Consider the following 16464-nt stretch of genomic DNA (forward strand, 5'->3'; position numbering starts at 1 on the left):
AATAATTGTTTCTCTTTAATAATAGAAATATATGATAACTAGTTCGTCAAACTTCCAGTAGAAAGCATGAAAATAGTATTTTTTGGCACACCAGAATTTGCGGTTCCGACTTTAGAAAAACTACTCACACACCCAGACATTGAGGTGTTAGCGGTTGTAACGCAACCAGACAAACGCCGAGAGCGAGGTAATAATTTAACACCTTCGCCAGTAAAGAGCATAGCTTTAGCTCACAACTTACCGATTTGGCAACCAGCAAAAATCAAGAAAGACGAAGAAACTTTAGCCTTGCTCAGACAGTCAGGCGCCGATGCATTTGTAGTTATAGCTTACGGACAAATACTCTCGCAAGAGATTCTTGATATGCCAAAACTAGGGTGTATTAACGTACATGGCTCAATATTGCCATATTACCGAGGTGCCGCTCCGATTCAATGGTGTTTGTGCAACGGTGAAACAGAAACGGGTATAACAACAATGTTAATGGATGCGGGAATGGATACGGGAGCAATGCTTCTAACCGTCACAACACCAGTAGATTTACTAGATAATGCTTATATTTTAGCCCAACGATTAGCAACAACAGGTGCCGAGTTATTACTGGAAACATTATTCAAATTAGAAAAAAATGAGATTGTTCCAACACCGCAAGAAAACGAAAAGGCAACTTATGCTCCACTGATAAAAAAAGACGACTATAAAATAGATTGGACAAAAAGCGCGCTTGCCCTACATAATCAAATTCGAGGATTTTACCCAAACTGTATCACCAGCTTTCGTAACCAACCACTCAAAATAACCGCTACTATTCCCCTTGGCGCCGCAGTTCCAATTAATTTACCCTCTCAATATCAATCATTACTCGAAAAACTATTTAGCACATTTGTTCTAGCAACTAAACCAGGTGAAGTAGTCGGCATCATTAAAGGAATGGGAGCATTAGTACAAACTGGAGACGGGATGTTATTACTATTAGAAGTTCAACCATCAGGGAAACGTCCCCAGTCAGGATGGGATTTTGTCAACGGCACACGCTTAACAATAAAAGAAGTGCTGAGTGCTGAGTGCTGAGTGCTGAGTGCTGAGTGCTGAGTGCTGAGTGCTGAGTTGTGATTTTGAACTTCTAACTTAACCCTTAACCATTAACTCCTGTAGAGACGCGATTAATCGCGTCTCTACTCAGCACTCAGCACTTTCTATTCAGCACTTTTATAAAAGCGGCAAGACTCACAAGGGCCATTTGGGTTAACAGCGCAGCGTATAATTTCAGACTGAGCATTGTAACAACAAGTAGCATCGCCAACCACCCAACGTCCATTAACTAAACTTTTTTCTGTAGGACGCTGCGCTGACTGAACATAGATAGCAATTTTATGCAAGCGGTAGCGTCCTGACTTCAGTTGATACTTGTGACTGCGTTCTAAAACAGCGTAGGTTTTTCCTTCTAAATCAAGATAATTTCCAGGTTGTGGCATCCAGTCAAGTTGGACATTTCCAAGAGTTTGACGTGGATGAGTTAAAATAACCTCCGTTGGCAATGAATCTTGCTCCATAAGATACGTGTAATTTAATAACTTGTATACCATACTTAAAGACTGTCTGTGCGGGCAGGGATGCCCACTCCACAAGATGTTCAATCATTAATACATAGTAACTTATATAGCATTTGTATTTTCTGTGTTTGACGTTCTGACTTACGAAACGCCAACATAATCTGATTTGTAACAGGCGTACTAGATTTTAGCATCAATGTTAAGCGTTTATTATAAACCCAATCTTGACACAAGTAATCAGGTAGTACGCTTACGCCAAATCCATACGATACAGCCTCACGTATCGCGCGTAAATCTGGAATTACTAATTTAGGGTTAATATCGATTCTCATTCCAAAAACTATTCGGCAGAATCGGCGAATTATAGGTAAGTCTTCAGCGTAAGCTATCCAAGGTTGCTCTTTCAACCATTGTATTGATGGTGTAGAGGGTATTGTAAATTCTGGCGGCGCCACTAGCCAAAAATTTTCTTCATATATAAGTTGATATTCGATTTCTGAGTTATTAATTTTTTGCGTTGCGATAACTGCATCAAGTTCAGTGTTTTGAAGTAACTTAATTAACTCGCTTGTAATTCCATACTTAATTACATAGCTAATATTTTCATCTTGTTGAAGCGAAACCAAAACTTTTTCGTTGAAAAACTCTTGTGGTGTACCTAAGCGTATTATTTGCTGTAATTGTAAAAAATTACTGTGTGCGTTTACTGCATCTAATGTTTCTATAGCAGGCACCACTTGATTATAAAGTCGTTTACCAGTATCAGTTGGCAGCATTTTTCGAGGTGTTCGTTCAAATAACTGCGTGTTTAGGGCAGACTCTAATGCAGCAAGATGCTGGCTAACTGCTGGTTGTGTGAGATGTAAAACTTCAGCCGCGCGTGATGTGGTTCCAACTTGATATACCGTAATGAAACTGCGATACCACTCCAGATTAACCATATTTACTATAAATATATTTATAGTAATATCTAAAATTCATAATTTGTATTTTAGATAAATCAAGATTAGGATGAAAATGTGACACAAAATTTGTGGAGACGTAACATGTTACGTCTCTACATTGATTTAAACTTTGCGACATTGTAACGGGTAACGATTTCCGCGCCAGGTAGTCCAACCGTTAGCAGTTTGAGTACGCGCGTCATATCTTAAAAGCCAGTTGTCTTGTTCTCTGCCTTGGTAACGAATACCAAATTCTGAACCACGAATATAACGCTGTGCTAAAGGAACCCATGCACTACCGTTATCACTAAATCTTCCAACAACTTTTACACCAGATGAGGTAGAACAAACATTACCATCGCAATGTGTTTGAGGGTCATCGACAACACGCCACTGCATTTTTGCTGGTCTACCGTCGATAAAACAATCCCAATTACCGAAAAACCATTGTGTAGCAACTAGTCCAGCTTGAGCATTTCCCGCAGGTGCGAAAAAACTCAAGGGAATAATAGCTAAACCAGCAAGTACAGCTTTAATTTTCATCGTTTTTACCATAAATTTTTCATCTTCTGCTCTTTATATGTAGAAGGTGGAAATTTTATGCAGCAATAAATTGATTTTTACAGGAGAAAACAATGCAACCTAAAATTCTCATCGTTCTTACTAGCCATGCAACTCTCGGTAATACTGGCAGAGAAACAGGGTTTTACCTTCCTGAAGTCACACACCCTGAAGCAGTATTTACCCAGAATGGTTTTAGCGTAGATTATGTTAGTCCCAAAGGAGGCAAGGCGCCGATGGTTGGTATTGATATGAATGACCCTCTTAACAAAGCATTTTTGGACAACCCCGAAAAAATAGCGCAAGTCGAAAATACATTGGCGCCACACCAAGTCAACCCAGCAGACTACGATGCAATTTTCTACGCAGGTGGACACGGTACTATGTGGGATTTTCCTGACAATATCGAACTTGCTAAGATTGCAGCAAGCATTTATGAAAAGGGTGGTATTGTCGGTGCCGTATGTCATGGACCTGCTGGACTAGTAAATATTAAACTTAGCAACGGTGAATATCTAGTAGCTCGGAAAACAGTATCTTGTTTCACTAACGAAGAAGAAGCAGCAGTTGGACTAACAGAAGTTGTGCCATTTTTGTTAGAAGCAAAATTTATTGAATTAGGCGCACTTGTAGAAAAAGCTGTAAACTTCCAACCAAAAGTTAGTGTATCAGAACATCTCGTCACAGGTCAAAACCCTGCTTCCGCTTCATTGATTGGAGAGGAAATGGTTAAATTACTCAAATTACAACTCGTTTAACTCTCTTCCTCTGTCTCTCTGTGCCTCTGTGGTAAAAGTGTGCATAGTATGTATGGCGAGCAGTGCCCACCCGACTTGACATTTTAGCAATTGCTTATATATCATGAAAGATAGTTAAGCGATTGCTTAAATATGTAGTTAAATAGAATGAGTAGACCCATTGCTAGCGCCGATGTGTTTGTAGCTATTGCAGACCCGACTCGGCGCGCGCTATTAGATAAATTGCGTTTAGGAGAGCAAGCAGTTAAAGAGTTGGCGGAACCATTTGCCATGAGTTTGCCAGCTATATCTCAGCACTTGCAAATTCTTTGTGAAGCTGACTTAGTGCAAATGCGAAAATCTGGGCGCCAGCGTTTATATAGTCTAAATCCAGAACCATTGAAACAAATATCAGACTGGATTAGTGATTATGAACAGTTCTGGCAAGACAAATTAGGCGCCCTTGGCGATTATTTGGAGGAGAATCCATGCTCAGATACTTAAATAAGAAAGTTTTTTATCCTTATCCATTACAAAGAGTTTGGCAGGTAATAACAAATCAGAAAGCGTTAGCTGCTTGGTTGATGGACAACAATTTTGAAGCGCGTCTTGGACATAAGTTTCAATTTATATATTCATCGCTACCAGGAATGAGCGCGCATATAAATTGTGAAGTTATTGAACTTGATGAACCAAGGCGCCTGTCGTTTACTTGGAAAGATAGTTTGATGTATCAGCCTTCGATTGTAACTTGGACGTTAGAAGCTGTAGATGGTGGAACTGTATTACGGTTGGAACATCGAGTAATTGAAAATGCTTTTAAGCAAGAACGTCAAGAACAGTACGATTGGCATACTAATAAATCTGTTCCTTCTGCTTCTTTGAATAGACAATTAGCAGTTTCTACTTTGATTCCTAGCTATGGGTTAATAAATAATGACCTTGAGCAATCTATAAGCATTATTATGAGTGCTTATTTCAATGGTGGATGGGAAGATAAGCTGAATCAAAATTTATTTCAGGTTCTCAATTGTGATGTGTAAAGTGGGTTTGTTTTATAAGGGGACGGGCAGGGATGCCCATCCCACAAGAGTTATCACAAGAGTTATCACAAGAGTTATCACAAGAGTTTCTACAAGAGTTATTACAAGAGCTAAGTCATTATTTTATGTGTAGCAAAAGATTAAGACGCACGGAGGTTGTAAGCAATGAATATTCCTTCACAAATTGGTTTTGCAACAGTAAATCAGGCACCAAATCAGTTTGATATTTATTCTCGATTACTATTAGAAAGAATTATATTCTTGCGTGGAGACTTAACAGAAGAAGTCGCAAATTTAATTGTAGCTCAAATGTTATTTATTGATGCTGAAGACCCAGATAAAGATATAACATTATATATCAATAGCAATGGAGGCGCCTTAACAACTGCATTTGCTGTATACGATGTTATCACTCAAATTCGTAGTAATGTATCTACTGTATGTATTGGTAATACGACAGCGACAGCAACACTTTTACTATCTTCAGGTACTAAAGGCAAAAGATATGCTCTTCCAAATGCACGGATTTCTATAAGTCAACCAATTTTAAGTACTGAAGGAAAAGCCAGTGATATTGAAGTAGCAGCTAAAGAAGTTCTTTACTTAAAAGAATCGATTAATCAGATATTAGCTGCTAATACAAATCAATCGATAGATAAAATCAAAATTGATACTGAAAGAGATTTAGTTATGAGCGCTCTTGAAGCAAAAACTTATGGATTGATCGACACTATTATTCAAAGATAAATCCCCCCAACCCCCGCGTGGAAGGGGGCTAAGATTATTGCTTAATTTCTTGTTCCCCTCTTGTTAAAGCTACTGTGTACACACATCTTTTTATAATTCTTACATTCCTTCCCTTTGCGTACTTTGCGTACTTTGCGGTTCGTTAAAGAATTAACCGCGCTCGTATGCAAAGAGGCAAAGAAAGAGAAGAAAGGCAACTTTTAGAGACTTGTGTGTACACAGTAGCTTGTTAAGGGGGGTTAGGGGGATCAAAATGGGAGCATCCACTTTCGGCAGATCGACTTTTCTAGACCAACCGTATAGTAGGCTTTCTGGTGCCCAACTATTACCATTGGCAGAACCTGTACCACAAGGCTCAATTCATCGCCTTAAAATTGCAGCAGGTACAGTGATACCAGTTCATTATCACCCCTGCAATGAATATGTATATGTTTTGGATGGAATTATTGAAACGGCTGGGCGCCAATGTGAGGCAGGAGCATTTTGGTCTACACCTGCTAATGCAAAAAACAGACCTCATCAAGCAATTACAGATGTAGAGGTTATCACAATTCGTCTTGGAGTAATGGGAGTATTCGAGAAATGAAAATTATAATTATAGGTGGCACAAATTTTATCGGGCCTCCCGTTATTCGCCATCTTATACAGATGGGGCACGAGGTAACTATATTTCATCGAGGAAAAACAACTGCTCAATTACCAGCAGGTGTACATGAAATTTTGGGAGAACGGCAGAATATCATTCAGATAAAAGATAAGTTACAAAAGCTTTCTCCTGAAGTTGTACTCGATATGATTGCGTATACTGAACACGATGTGCGCACGCTATTTGAGGCACTAGAAAACATACAAGCGCGTGTAGTTGCAGTTAGTAGTATTGATGTATATCAAGCTTACAGCGTGCTTCTAGGAAAAGAATCAGATGTTGTTCCAGTACCATTAACTGAAGATTCACCTCTACGTACTTCACTTTATCCGTTTCGGGAAATGCCAAATAGACCTTTACAGGCGCCAGATGATTATGAAAAAATTCTGGTTGAAAAGGTTGTAATGTCAAATCCTGATTTACCAGGAACAGTAATACGCTTGCCAATGGTGTACGGTGAAAATGACCCATTGCATCGTTTGTTTCCGTATTTACAGCGTATAGATGATAATCGTCCTGCAATTGTATTGCCAGAAAGTGTAGCTAATTGGCGTGGTTCTTATGGTTATGTAGAAAATGTGGCGTATGCAATAGCACTGGTAGTCACGAACGCGCGTGCAACAAATCGCATTTATCACGTTGGTGATATAGAAAACGAAAGTGAAGCTCTTCGCATTACTCAAGTAGGGGAAATAGCTCAATGGCAGGGTAAAGTTGTTACTGTACCGGAAAGTCAATTACCACCAGAATGGAAGTTGCCACTTAATGTAAAGCAAGATTGGCTAGTAGACTCAACTCGTATTCGTAAAGAGTTGGGATACAAAGAAATTGTGCCTTCTGATGAAGCATTGCAGCGAACAATTAGTTGGCAACGCGCGAATTTACCTCAACAACCAAATCAGTTTGCGGCGCCGTACTTACTTGATTATGCAATTGAAGACGCAATCTTGAGGCATGTATTGTTAACCTAAACATAGTTGTGCAAAAACGGCATTAACTTCTTCAGGACTAGCAAAGTCTCCTGCTTCTGCTTCCGCAATACCATCTGTAATTTCCTCAAGCTGCCAACAGTATATTTTCATCTCTGTATCTACTGCTTGATTCAGTATATAATCTCTGTATGTATTCTTTTTCTCGGTGTCTAGGTTAAATGTAACGTTTTCTCCGTTCATAGTAATACCCGAAATCTCGTAGAGACGTTACATGTAACGTCTCTACACATATTCTATAACTCTGTTCCTCTGTAGTAAAAAATATATATTAGGATAATTAATGACATGGAGTACTAGATATTGTTTGTAAGCAATAAATTATCCGTTACATCCGTTATATCCGTTGCAAATTAACCAACCAAAACTAATGATATAAACCACTAGCTACTTGACCTCCTAACTCCCTATATGCTAATATCAGACCAATCGGTCTTAATCACTCAGCATAGACGCGATATATCGCGTCTCTACACTCACACATGTCGAAGGGCGATGACACCAAGGCGATGATTATCGAGAAAGCAGCATCTTTGTTTAACCAGCAAGGATATGCGGGTTCTTCGATGTCGGATATTATGCAGGTGACTGGGTTACAGAAAGGAGGAATTTATAACCACTTCCGAAGTAAAGATGATTTAGCGCTCTCTGCGTTTGATTATGCTGTTTCGCAAATTCAGAAACGCTACCGTGAAGCGTGGGTAAGCAAGAAACATGCAATAGAACGTTTGCAAGCTATTGTTGATGTTTTCCGTATTTATATAGATAATCCACAGCATCCGATTATCAAAGGTGGGTGTCCATTACTAAATACTGCTATCGAGAGCGATGACGCGCATCCAGCTTTAAAAGCACGCGCGCAGCAAGCAATGGACTCATGGCGCCAGCTTTTTCGTCGTATTATCGAGAAAGGCATCAAAAAAGGTGAAGTCAAACCAAATGTTGATGGTGATGAAGTCGCGTCGATTATTATCTCAACTCTTGAGGGTTCTGTAATGATGAGCAAACTTAACGGTGACTCTATACACCTTGAACGCGCGATTAAGCATTTGAATAACTATATTAATAGTGATTTGAGGATATAAATCACGCCTTTATTTTTTACATCAAAACAGACCATTCGGTCTTTTATGGTATTTGTAAATCAGCCTTTACAACAATCTAAAATCAGATGCGATTAATTACAATTCCAATCAGCCATTACTGTGAAAAAGTCAGATGGGCATTAGACCGCTTGAAAATATCATATATTGAAGAATGTCATTCTCCGCCATTTCATTTATTAGTGGCGCCTCGTTTAGGTGGAAAGACAACACCAATACTCGTTACGAAAGATAGTATATTTTTAGACTCCACTGATTGTTTGAAATATCTTGATTCGATTGCCTCAGTTGATAAGAAGTTATACCCTAGTCAAGTAGAATTAAGAAAAGAGGTTGAAGAATTAGAAGAATTATTTGATGAGCAATTAGGAGTTTTAACAAGAGTTTGGGGTTATTCTCATACGATAAACGACCCCAAACTTGTAAAACAAGCATGGTGTAGAAATGTACCTTGGATAGAACGTGTATTATTTCCATTAGTTTTTTCTAAAACTCGCACGCTGGCTTGTAAAAAATTTAATATAACTCCTGAATCTACAGTTGAAACACATGAAAAAATACAGCAAATCTTTGAACAAGTTAGCAATATATTAGCAGACGGGCGCCGTTACTTAGTTGGAGATGAACTTTCCGCAGCAGATATAACATTTGCTGCACTTGCTGCACCAACTATTGCACCACCTGAACACCCAGCTACACGGGGTAGCTTAGATAATTTCCCTGTAAATATGGCACAAGAGGTAAATCAATTTCGGAAAACACCAGCAGGGCAATTTGTCTTACGTTTATACCATGAAAGAAATAATTAATGAGGTTTTGAATGAAAAATGATACAGCACAAGTCGCTCTAATTACAGGAGCATCACGAGGAGTTGGCGCCAATACTGCATATCTTTTAGCTGAAGCAGGATTCAATATAGTAATTAACTATCACAGTAAAACTTCTCGTGCAGAAGAAGTTGCCAATATTGTACGTGAAAAAGGGCGCCAAGCTTTACTTGCACAAGCAGACTTAACAAGCGAGAACGACATGAAGGAGATGATAAAATTAGTGCAAGAAAAATTTGGTCGTCTTGACTTGCTTATTCTAAATGCTAGTGGTGGATTAGAAAAAGGCAAAGACCCAGACTACCCAATGCAACTTAACCTAACTGCCCAAAAACGCGCGGTTGATTTATCATTACCTTTAATGTCAAATGGTGGACGTATAGTATTTGTTACTAGTCACTTAGCTCACTTTTATGGTGATAAACCAGTTTACCCATTTTATGAACCTATTGCACAAAGTAAAAAAGCAGGTGAAGAAACATTACGCGCGTATATACCAGAACTATCGAAAAGGGGTATCAAACTGATTGTAGTAAGCGGTGATTTAATTGAAGGTACAATTACACCCAAATTAATGCAGCGTCAAAATCCTGGTTTGATTGAAAAGAGGCAACAACAAGCAGGTGTTCTACCTACAGTAGAGGAATTCGCGCGCGCTGTTGCTTCTTCTGCACTCGATAACCAACTAGAAACTGGAGCAACTATTTTTGTCGGGAGTACAGACTGGGAAATATAAGTGTATTTTTTTATTTGCAAACAGACCGTTCAGTCTTTTTTATCAAGGAGTAAAACAGAATGTTGAAATTTTACTACAATCCGCGTTCACCAATGGCGAGACGTGTATGGCGTGCTTTGCTAGAAAAGCAAATTGAGTTTGAACCAGTAATTATGAACTTAAATGGCGACCAAATGGCGCCTGAATATTTAGAGTTAAACCCATTCCACCATGTACCTGTAATTATAGATGATGGTTTTAGGGTTATTGAGTCACTAGCAATTTTAGATTATCTCGAAGCAAAATATCCGGTTCCTGCACTTTTACCAAAAGAAGCGCAAGCGTTAGGAACAGTAAAGATGGTGCAGTTGGTGTCCAGCAATGAATTATTGCCAAAAGCTATTTCATTTATTTTCAAAGAGCCAGATTCACCAGTATACATACAAGCCCAGCAACATATCAATACTGTATTTCAATTTTTTACCGCAACGTTAGGGGAAAATGTATATTTTGGAGGTGAAACTTTAAGTCTGGCTGATATCGTAGCAGGAACTGATATATCTTTACTAGCAAAATCTGGATTTAATTTGAGTGAATATCCAAAATTGAATGATTGGTTTGAGCGTTTGATGCAGCGCGAAGCTTGGCAAAAAACTGAATTAAGTACAGAAGAATTTGAGCAATTTAAAAGAGTTTTTCTGATAATACAGACCAGAAAAATCAGGCAAGCAAGTAGAACTTAGTAAGTTTATTCTCATTTGAGATTCCTACGTGTGGAAATTGTGCCAGCATTTTAGAACCAGACGTTCGTGTATGGCAACAAGTCGTATGTAAGCCTTTGTTGCATCAAGATGTGCCTCTACAGCTTGTGTATGGCCTGAAGATGTCTCGGTATTTGCGGTATAAATTATGTATTTTTTTTACAAAACATTTGAGATTTTGCGTAATGCTTTAAGAAGCAATTGTACTCCTCAATAAACTCAGCATACTCAGATGTATGTTCTTGAAAGTAAGGGTGCATAATTAATACGAAAGCAATTGCCTTAGTAGATTAGATATTTTTTGGCTCTGCAACATCACTCATGAGGAATAATGATTATTAATTTTTAATGTATGTTTGATAACAATATTTAGGTTCTTCCGTACATAGCGTGCTAAATTTTCATTAAAATCGATAATTATCCTTTATTATCAAGGCTTACAGGCACTTATAGTTGAAATTTGATTAATTTAATCTTTATAAAGGTAATAATGGCTGTAACATAAGCATAGTAAGAATTTTAAGCTAATTTATCAACAGATTTAGCACGCTAAGTACGGAAGAGCCTAAATTGCAGCTTAATGCAAGTAATTTTGATGAAGTCACTTATGCTTTGAGTCGGATGCTACATGCTTGGGATATTCCAGCTTGGATAAACCAAAAACCTTATATTGATGCATCGTACACTTGTATGTGCCCAGTTATAGAAATGGTAGAAGCAGGATACCAAAAAGTCATCGCTATTAGTAATGAACCAGGTGTACTCTATCGAGATATGTTTCAGTTAGAAGAAATATCTGAGAGTTATAACGGCGCCGATATATATATTATTAAGCCAGATATGGATGTTAAGGAATTGGGCGTTGATTTTACAGATGCTACGGAAAAAGGATTAATTGCAGCAATTATTTCAACACCTGTAATAGCAGCAATAAATATTTTATTGCTTGGCTGAGAATTAAATAATTCCAAGACCCAAGCCGAGCCAACTTCATTCACATAACGTTTGACGAGGGCACTACTGTCAATAAAATAAACCGCCATCTAGCGCCGTTCCTCAATAATTGTTTCAGAGAGTGGCTTCCCCTCCACTTTTATTAACTGCTCCGTGCTTACATTCCGGTAAGTGGGCTTTTTAATTTCTTTGACAAGTCCAGACTCCAACAATGCCTGCTCAAATGCAGTTTCCGATTCAGTTTGCGTTTTAACAGTAATGTGTTGCTTAATTGCTTGATTGAGTTGGTATAATTCTTCTGTTTCAAGCTCTTGAAGTTGGTTAATAATGTTCTGAAGGATTGCCTGAGCCATAATTTTTTTTACAATTGTAACTTGAATAATTAAATATTTTATAATATAACATAATTAATTTATTAGTAAAAAGTTCTGCTGTAGTTTTTTGATAGACCAGCATTCAATAATTCTCGATTCCACAAAGAACGAAAAACAAATTAGTAAAAAAATTATCAAATGTGTTTTGCAATATTACTACTAACTCAAGTCGGTTTCTCATACCGTCCAACGGGAGTAACAGCTTAACTGCTAGAGCGAATACTAGGTATGGAGGATACCAAGAAGTAATAAGTATCTTAAGCAAAACTGGTAGAACGAACGGATAAGCTAGCTTCCTTTGATCGCACTTATCTATCAGTGGCGCCAAAATTCAAAACACAAAAGCTCGATTCTTCTATAAAATAAAGGCAATCGAATACAATCAAGTATTTTGATATAGCAGCATAATGCATACTGGGTTTAGATAAATACGAGGTTACAAAATGCCTTACAGTCAATTTACAACACTAAAACGAGCAACTGATGCTTTTAATTTAAAAGTTAAAGAAGAAAAGTTTTTCCCAGAGATTGAGCCGACAGTTCCTTCTACATTACTAAAAGAATACCTTGATGATACCTTAATAATTTCAGCAACTGCCAGTGAAAAAGCTCGCTCAGAAGGCATTATTTACCCAGTTTTACTAGAAGTAAGAAGAATCTTAAACAAACAAATATCCTTATTTTCCGGTGAAGATTTTTCTGTTGATGATTCTGTAGGGCTAAATGGACTTGTGGATTTTCTTCTCAGTCGTTCTCCACTAGTATTGGAAATTCAAGCACCTGTTGCAATCATCGTTGAAGCAAAAAAAGCCGATTTAAAAAGCGGATACGGGCAATGTGTCGCAGAAATGGTTGCTGCTCAACGTTTTAATGAGGCAAACAATAACTCAATTAATACTATTTTTGGCGCCATAAGTAATGGTACACAGTGGCGCTTTTTGAAATTAGAAGAAAATAATGTAACTGTTGATTTGACTGATTATACATTACCTCCTGTCAACCAAATTTTAGCTTTCCTTGTTTGGATGATGCAGCAGTAAAGTTTTGTTTATGTTTGGGTTAACCCGTAGGCACCCCCTGAACGGTTACAACCTACAAAACCTCCATAAATCATTCGGTCGTTTCTGTCTGCGACAAACACATGGTCTACACGAGCAAGGATTCTTCCAAGTTCTGACAGTTGAACCATCTCGAAGTCTGATTATTGGATGTGAACTTTTTTATATTTAAAAATGTTACAACTCAGCTTTGTATTTTGCTAGTTTTGATATATTCATCCCATCTGAGTTAGAGTGTACTATGCCAAAAGCAAATGATATACAACAAGAAACGGAAGTTACGGATGAGCAGAAAGATGCAGCAGAAGCAGAAATCAGAGAAAAGCAGAAACCTGTAGATTATGATACAAAAGAGTATCCAGTAGAAATCCTTGTCCAGAAGTATATGGACGGTAAAGATGACGATACTAATGAATTATTTATCCCTGATTATCAGCGTGAAATAGCTTGGGATGACGCTAGGCAATCAAAATTTATTGAGTCTGTGCTTTTAGGTTTACCTATTCCTTACATTTTTGTTGCTGATATTGCTGATGAGGAAAATGAGGCACGGCTAGAAATTATAGATGGTACACAACGTATTCGTACTTTAGCTAAATTTTTAAATAATGAACTTAAATTGGAAAAGCTAGAAAAACTTGAAAAATTAAATGATTTTAAGTTCATGGACTTGCCCCTTCCTCGACAAAGGCGCTTTAAAAGAACAACTCTTAGGATGATTCAATTAACTGAAAAAGCAGATGAAGATATCCGTAGAGATATGTTTGAAAGAATTAACACAGGTAGCGTTGTCCTAAATGATATGGAAAAACGCAGTGGTATACAGCGTGGACCATTCCTTAACTTTATAGAGCATCTGTCCAATAATTCTAAATTTCGTGAACTTTGTCCATTCTCTAAAGCTCTTATTCTTAGACGCGAACCGCAAGAGTTTGTGTTAAGATTTTTTGCGTACCTAAATAATTACAAAAATTTTGAACGTCAGGTGAATGAGTTTCTAAATGACTATTTAGAAAAAAATAATAATGATGATTTTAATCGAGATAAATTTGAAGCAGAATTTGAATCAATGCTTGATTTTGTAGAAAAGTATTTTCCTAATGGATTTCGCAAGGGAAAAACACACACAACTACTCCTCGAATCCGTTTTGAAGCAATTTCTGTAGGTGTCGCACTTGCTTTAAGAATAAAAAGCAATCTTAAGCCAAAATCAATTAAATGGCTTGATTCAAAAGAATTTAAAGAATACACTACTTCCGATGCAAGTAATTCAAGACCTAAAGTAATTCGCCGTATTGAGTATGTACGAGACCAGCTTCTAACTTAGTTATGCAAACAGTTATCGAAGATTTTAATACACGTGTAAACGAGGTAAATCAGTACTTCTTATTTTTAGAAGGATTGATTGTAGGAACAACAAAATTAGCTGTATTAGGGGATGACAAAAATTCCAATATTGTAAATATTGATTCTGAGCTAGTCAAAACGCTAAAAGCAAATGCGTTTTTATTATTATACAATTTAGTAGAATCAACTATGCGGAATGCGATAGAAGCAATATTTGATGAATTAGTTAGTAAAAAAGTTTCTTTTGACTCTTTGAGAGTAGAAATAAAAAAGGTTGCAATTTATAATTTTAAAAATCGCTCTCCTGACAATGTTCACTCAAGAATAAAAGATATTTCTATTGACATTATTAAACTTGGATTTAATAGTAAAGAGCTATTCTCAGGTAATGTTGATCGCGATGAGATTACGAAAACAGCTAGAAAATATGGTTTCTCTCATGATACTGACTATTCTAAAACAAAACATGGTGAAAACTTATATAACATTATGCGAAATAGAAATGATTTAGCACATGGAAATAAGTCATTTGCAGAAGTTGGGAGAGATATTAGTATTGGTGACATTTTAAAAATTAAGGAAGAGGTAATAGAGTATCTTCAGCAAATATTAAAAAATATTCAAGACTACTTAAATAAGCAGGAATATTTGGATAAGTCTATAATATCTGCTTAATATGTTGTAAAATACTCTCAGCTATTATTTTAGCCAAATCAACAGGTACCGCATTTCCTATTAATCGTCCTACACTATTAAATACGACTGTTTCATTAGGATTGACAAATTGATAATTTGATGGAAAAGTTTGTAGTAAAGCAGCTTCCCTAAGAGAAATTGCTCGGTCTTGCTCAGGATGCCCAAATCTTCCATTCCCAAAGCCAAAACATTGTGTAGTAATTGTTGGGCTAGGTTTGTCCCACTCCATCCGACCATAAACTGCAGGATATGTTTTACCACTCTTTTTTCGATGACAGTCAGCAATTAAATCTTCAGACCAATCTCGCCAAGTTCCTCCGGGTTTTGAAGCCCGGATACGACGTAAATTAAGTTCAGAAAGCTTGCTACATTGATGGAGTCTATCAGTAACAGAAGCTTGACCCGCATCAAGAGGTTCAAGATGCCCAATAGTCTTTCTTACAGTGTTGTATTCTCCTCGCCTACATGTTGGTTGAATTAAGCTGATTGGGCTAAATTTAGAAGCAAGCATAACTAAACGATTTCGAGTTTGAGGAACTCCATAATTTAAGCAGTTAACTTCATATACTTGTAAGTAGTATCTTAAATTTTCTAACGTAGATTTAAATTCTTGAAAAACTGGATGATGTTTCAACTGAAGAACATTTTCCATTGAAACAATTTCTGGCTCGCTTTCTTTTATTAAACGAGCAAAATCGCACAAAAGTTTCCACTTATATTCTTTATCGTTATACCTTCTAGAATAACTTGAAAAAGGTTGGCAAGGAGCGCATCCAGCTAAAATCCTTATATCACTTTTAGAAAAATGCTGTTCTAAATCAGAACTACTTAACTGCTCAACGTCCTGTAGAATAAATTTTGCTCTGTTGTTTTGCTCATATGGGAACTTGGATGCTGAATCTACATCATATCCAGCTTTAACTGGAAGACCTGCTTGCTCAAACCCGTGAGTTAATCCTCCAGCACCACAAAACAGATCAACTGTAGAGATGCTGCTATCCATTTTTCTTTTTATACTATAGTGTAAAACGTGTATCGCGCATTAAATATTAGCGCATTTAAAGAAATACGACAAGATTGATAGCGCCTCAAAATATAAATTAGCCCGCTGTAATCAATAGGCGTTATATAAGATGCAACATTATATACAGCAATTTGGTAAATTTGACTTAATCTATAATTCTTGGTTGATACTTTTACGCATCCACTAAATATCAAACCCTCTTGAAAGTTATCCTCCACGTTTTTTGGTAAAGTCTTAACAACCCAAGTAAATTAAGCACTGACAAACCTCAAATAACATAAAATTTTTCTAAATTGTTAGTCAGTCTTATTTACTGAGCGGATACAAATAATCTATTATATGTAGTATACATACACAAGTACCAAACTATCTATCGTCAAACCC

General features: G+C 37.1%; 22 protein-coding genes. 15 read left to right on the forward strand and 7 right to left on the reverse strand.

Annotation, left to right across the window (positions count from 1 at the left end; all coding sequences use genetic code 11):
• Window positions 1–66 precede the first annotated feature (66 nt).
• Complete coding sequence (gene fmt / locus AC2JBO_RS02285) at window positions 67–1071, forward strand: methionyl-tRNA formyltransferase (RefSeq protein ID WP_496952000.1); 1005 nt, start codon at window positions 67–69, stop codon at window positions 1069–1071.
• Window positions 1072–1196: 125 nt separating this feature from the next.
• Here fmt and AC2JBO_RS02290 read toward each other — a convergent pair whose 3' ends face one another.
• The 3 genes from AC2JBO_RS02290 to AC2JBO_RS02300 all read right to left on the reverse strand — a co-directional run bounded on the left by AC2JBO_RS02290 (window position 1197) and on the right by AC2JBO_RS02300 (window position 3052).
• Window positions 1197–1553, reverse strand: a complete 357-nt coding sequence (locus AC2JBO_RS02290) for a DUF6464 family protein (protein ID WP_496952001.1) — start codon at window positions 1551–1553, stop codon at window positions 1197–1199.
• Window positions 1554–1633: 80 nt separating this feature from the next.
• Window positions 1634–2494 (reverse strand): LysR family transcriptional regulator, encoded by an 861-nt coding sequence (locus AC2JBO_RS02295; RefSeq protein WP_496952002.1) that lies wholly within the window; start codon window positions 2492–2494, stop codon window positions 1634–1636.
• Window positions 2495–2620: 126 nt separating this feature from the next.
• Entirely contained in the window at window positions 2621–3052 is a 432-nt protein-coding gene (locus AC2JBO_RS02300) for a DUF6006 family protein (RefSeq protein WP_496952003.1), read from the reverse strand.
• Window positions 3053–3132: 80 nt separating this feature from the next.
• Between AC2JBO_RS02300 and AC2JBO_RS02305 the strand changes: the two genes are divergently transcribed.
• The 6 genes from AC2JBO_RS02305 (at window position 3133) to AC2JBO_RS02330 (ending at window position 7202) form a co-directional block, all read left to right on the forward strand.
• Window positions 3133–3816, forward strand: a complete 684-nt coding sequence (locus AC2JBO_RS02305) for a type 1 glutamine amidotransferase domain-containing protein (RefSeq protein WP_496952004.1) — start codon at window positions 3133–3135, stop codon at window positions 3814–3816.
• A gap of 147 nt (window positions 3817–3963) precedes the next feature.
• On the forward strand, window positions 3964–4299 hold the full coding sequence (locus tag AC2JBO_RS02310; RefSeq protein WP_496952005.1) for an ArsR/SmtB family transcription factor: 336 nt from the start codon (window positions 3964–3966) through the stop codon (window positions 4297–4299).
• Window positions 4284–4838, forward strand: a complete 555-nt coding sequence (locus AC2JBO_RS02315; protein WP_496952006.1) for an SRPBCC family protein — start codon at window positions 4284–4286, stop codon at window positions 4836–4838. Before AC2JBO_RS02310 ends, AC2JBO_RS02315 begins: the two co-directional genes overlap by 16 nt.
• A 165-nt stretch (window positions 4839–5003) precedes the next feature.
• Entirely contained in the window at window positions 5004–5585 is a 582-nt protein-coding gene (locus AC2JBO_RS02320; protein WP_496952007.1) for an ATP-dependent Clp protease proteolytic subunit, read from the forward strand.
• Between the two features lie 253 nt (window positions 5586–5838).
• The gene (locus tag AC2JBO_RS02325) at window positions 5839–6171 is read left to right on the forward strand and encodes a cupin domain-containing protein (RefSeq protein ID WP_496952008.1); all 333 of its coding nucleotides are present in this window, start codon (window positions 5839–5841) and stop codon (window positions 6169–6171) included.
• Entirely contained in the window at window positions 6168–7202 is a 1035-nt protein-coding gene (locus AC2JBO_RS02330) for an NAD-dependent epimerase/dehydratase family protein (protein ID WP_496952009.1), read from the forward strand. The genes AC2JBO_RS02325 and AC2JBO_RS02330 overlap by 4 nt, the downstream gene beginning before the upstream one ends.
• On the opposite strand, the gene AC2JBO_RS02335 is transcribed toward AC2JBO_RS02330, so the two are convergent.
• Window positions 7194–7403, reverse strand: a complete 210-nt coding sequence (locus tag AC2JBO_RS02335; RefSeq protein ID WP_496952010.1) for a CopG family ribbon-helix-helix protein — start codon at window positions 7401–7403, stop codon at window positions 7194–7196. The two genes, AC2JBO_RS02330 and AC2JBO_RS02335, sit on opposite strands and share 9 nt — an antisense overlap.
• 299 nt (window positions 7404–7702) lie before the next feature.
• Between AC2JBO_RS02335 and AC2JBO_RS02340 the strand changes: the two genes are divergently transcribed.
• The 5 genes from AC2JBO_RS02340 (at window position 7703) to AC2JBO_RS02360 (ending at window position 11581) form a co-directional block, all read left to right on the forward strand.
• On the forward strand, window positions 7703–8305 hold the full coding sequence (locus tag AC2JBO_RS02340) for a TetR/AcrR family transcriptional regulator (protein WP_496952011.1): 603 nt from the start codon (window positions 7703–7705) through the stop codon (window positions 8303–8305).
• Window positions 8306–8391: 86 nt separating this feature from the next.
• Window positions 8392–9132, forward strand: a complete 741-nt coding sequence (locus AC2JBO_RS02345; protein WP_496952012.1) for a glutathione S-transferase family protein — start codon at window positions 8392–8394, stop codon at window positions 9130–9132.
• Window positions 9133–9143: 11 nt separating this feature from the next.
• A complete protein-coding gene (locus AC2JBO_RS02350; RefSeq protein ID WP_496952013.1) occupies window positions 9144–9887 on the forward strand; it encodes an SDR family oxidoreductase in 744 nt (247 codons plus the stop codon).
• 59 nt (window positions 9888–9946) lie between these two features.
• Window positions 9947–10609 carry a glutathione S-transferase family protein gene (locus tag AC2JBO_RS02355; protein ID WP_496952014.1) on the forward strand — a complete coding sequence of 221 codons (663 nt, stop codon included), beginning with the start codon at window positions 9947–9949 and terminating at the stop codon, window positions 10607–10609.
• A gap of 588 nt (window positions 10610–11197) precedes the next feature.
• Window positions 11198–11581, forward strand: coding sequence for a hypothetical protein (locus AC2JBO_RS02360; RefSeq protein ID WP_496952015.1), 384 nt, complete (start codon window positions 11198–11200; stop codon window positions 11579–11581).
• 89 nt (window positions 11582–11670) lie between these two features.
• Here the strand turns inward: AC2JBO_RS02360 and AC2JBO_RS02365 are convergent, their stop codons facing one another.
• Window positions 11671–11934, reverse strand: a complete 264-nt coding sequence (locus AC2JBO_RS02365) for a hypothetical protein (RefSeq protein WP_496952016.1) — start codon at window positions 11932–11934, stop codon at window positions 11671–11673.
• A gap of 464 nt (window positions 11935–12398) precedes the next feature.
• On the opposite strand from AC2JBO_RS02365, the gene AC2JBO_RS02370 reads away from it, so the two are divergent.
• Complete coding sequence (locus AC2JBO_RS02370; protein WP_496952017.1) at window positions 12399–12995, forward strand: hypothetical protein; 597 nt, start codon at window positions 12399–12401, stop codon at window positions 12993–12995.
• 8 nt (window positions 12996–13003) lie between these two features.
• Here AC2JBO_RS02370 and AC2JBO_RS02375 read toward each other — a convergent pair whose 3' ends face one another.
• Window positions 13004–13144: a hypothetical protein gene (locus AC2JBO_RS02375; RefSeq protein WP_496952018.1), complete on the reverse strand. Its 141-nt coding sequence runs from the start codon at window positions 13142–13144 to the stop codon at window positions 13004–13006.
• Window positions 13145–13254: 110 nt separating this feature from the next.
• Between AC2JBO_RS02375 and AC2JBO_RS02380 the strand changes: the two genes are divergently transcribed.
• Window positions 13255–14340 carry a DUF262 domain-containing protein gene (locus tag AC2JBO_RS02380; RefSeq protein ID WP_496952019.1) on the forward strand — a complete coding sequence of 362 codons (1086 nt, stop codon included), beginning with the start codon at window positions 13255–13257 and terminating at the stop codon, window positions 14338–14340.
• 2 nt (window positions 14341–14342) lie between these two features.
• A complete protein-coding gene (locus AC2JBO_RS02385; RefSeq protein ID WP_496952020.1) occupies window positions 14343–15035 on the forward strand; it encodes an MAE_28990/MAE_18760 family HEPN-like nuclease in 693 nt (230 codons plus the stop codon).
• On the opposite strand, the gene AC2JBO_RS02390 is transcribed toward AC2JBO_RS02385, so the two are convergent.
• Window positions 15019–16059 (reverse strand): DNA cytosine methyltransferase, encoded by a 1041-nt coding sequence (locus tag AC2JBO_RS02390; protein ID WP_496952021.1) that lies wholly within the window; start codon window positions 16057–16059, stop codon window positions 15019–15021. The two genes, AC2JBO_RS02385 and AC2JBO_RS02390, sit on opposite strands and share 17 nt — an antisense overlap.
• Between the last annotated feature and the right edge of the window lie 405 nt (window positions 16060–16464).

The sequence above is a fragment of the Calothrix sp. CBUCES-K 9914 genome (assembly GCF_059640475.1).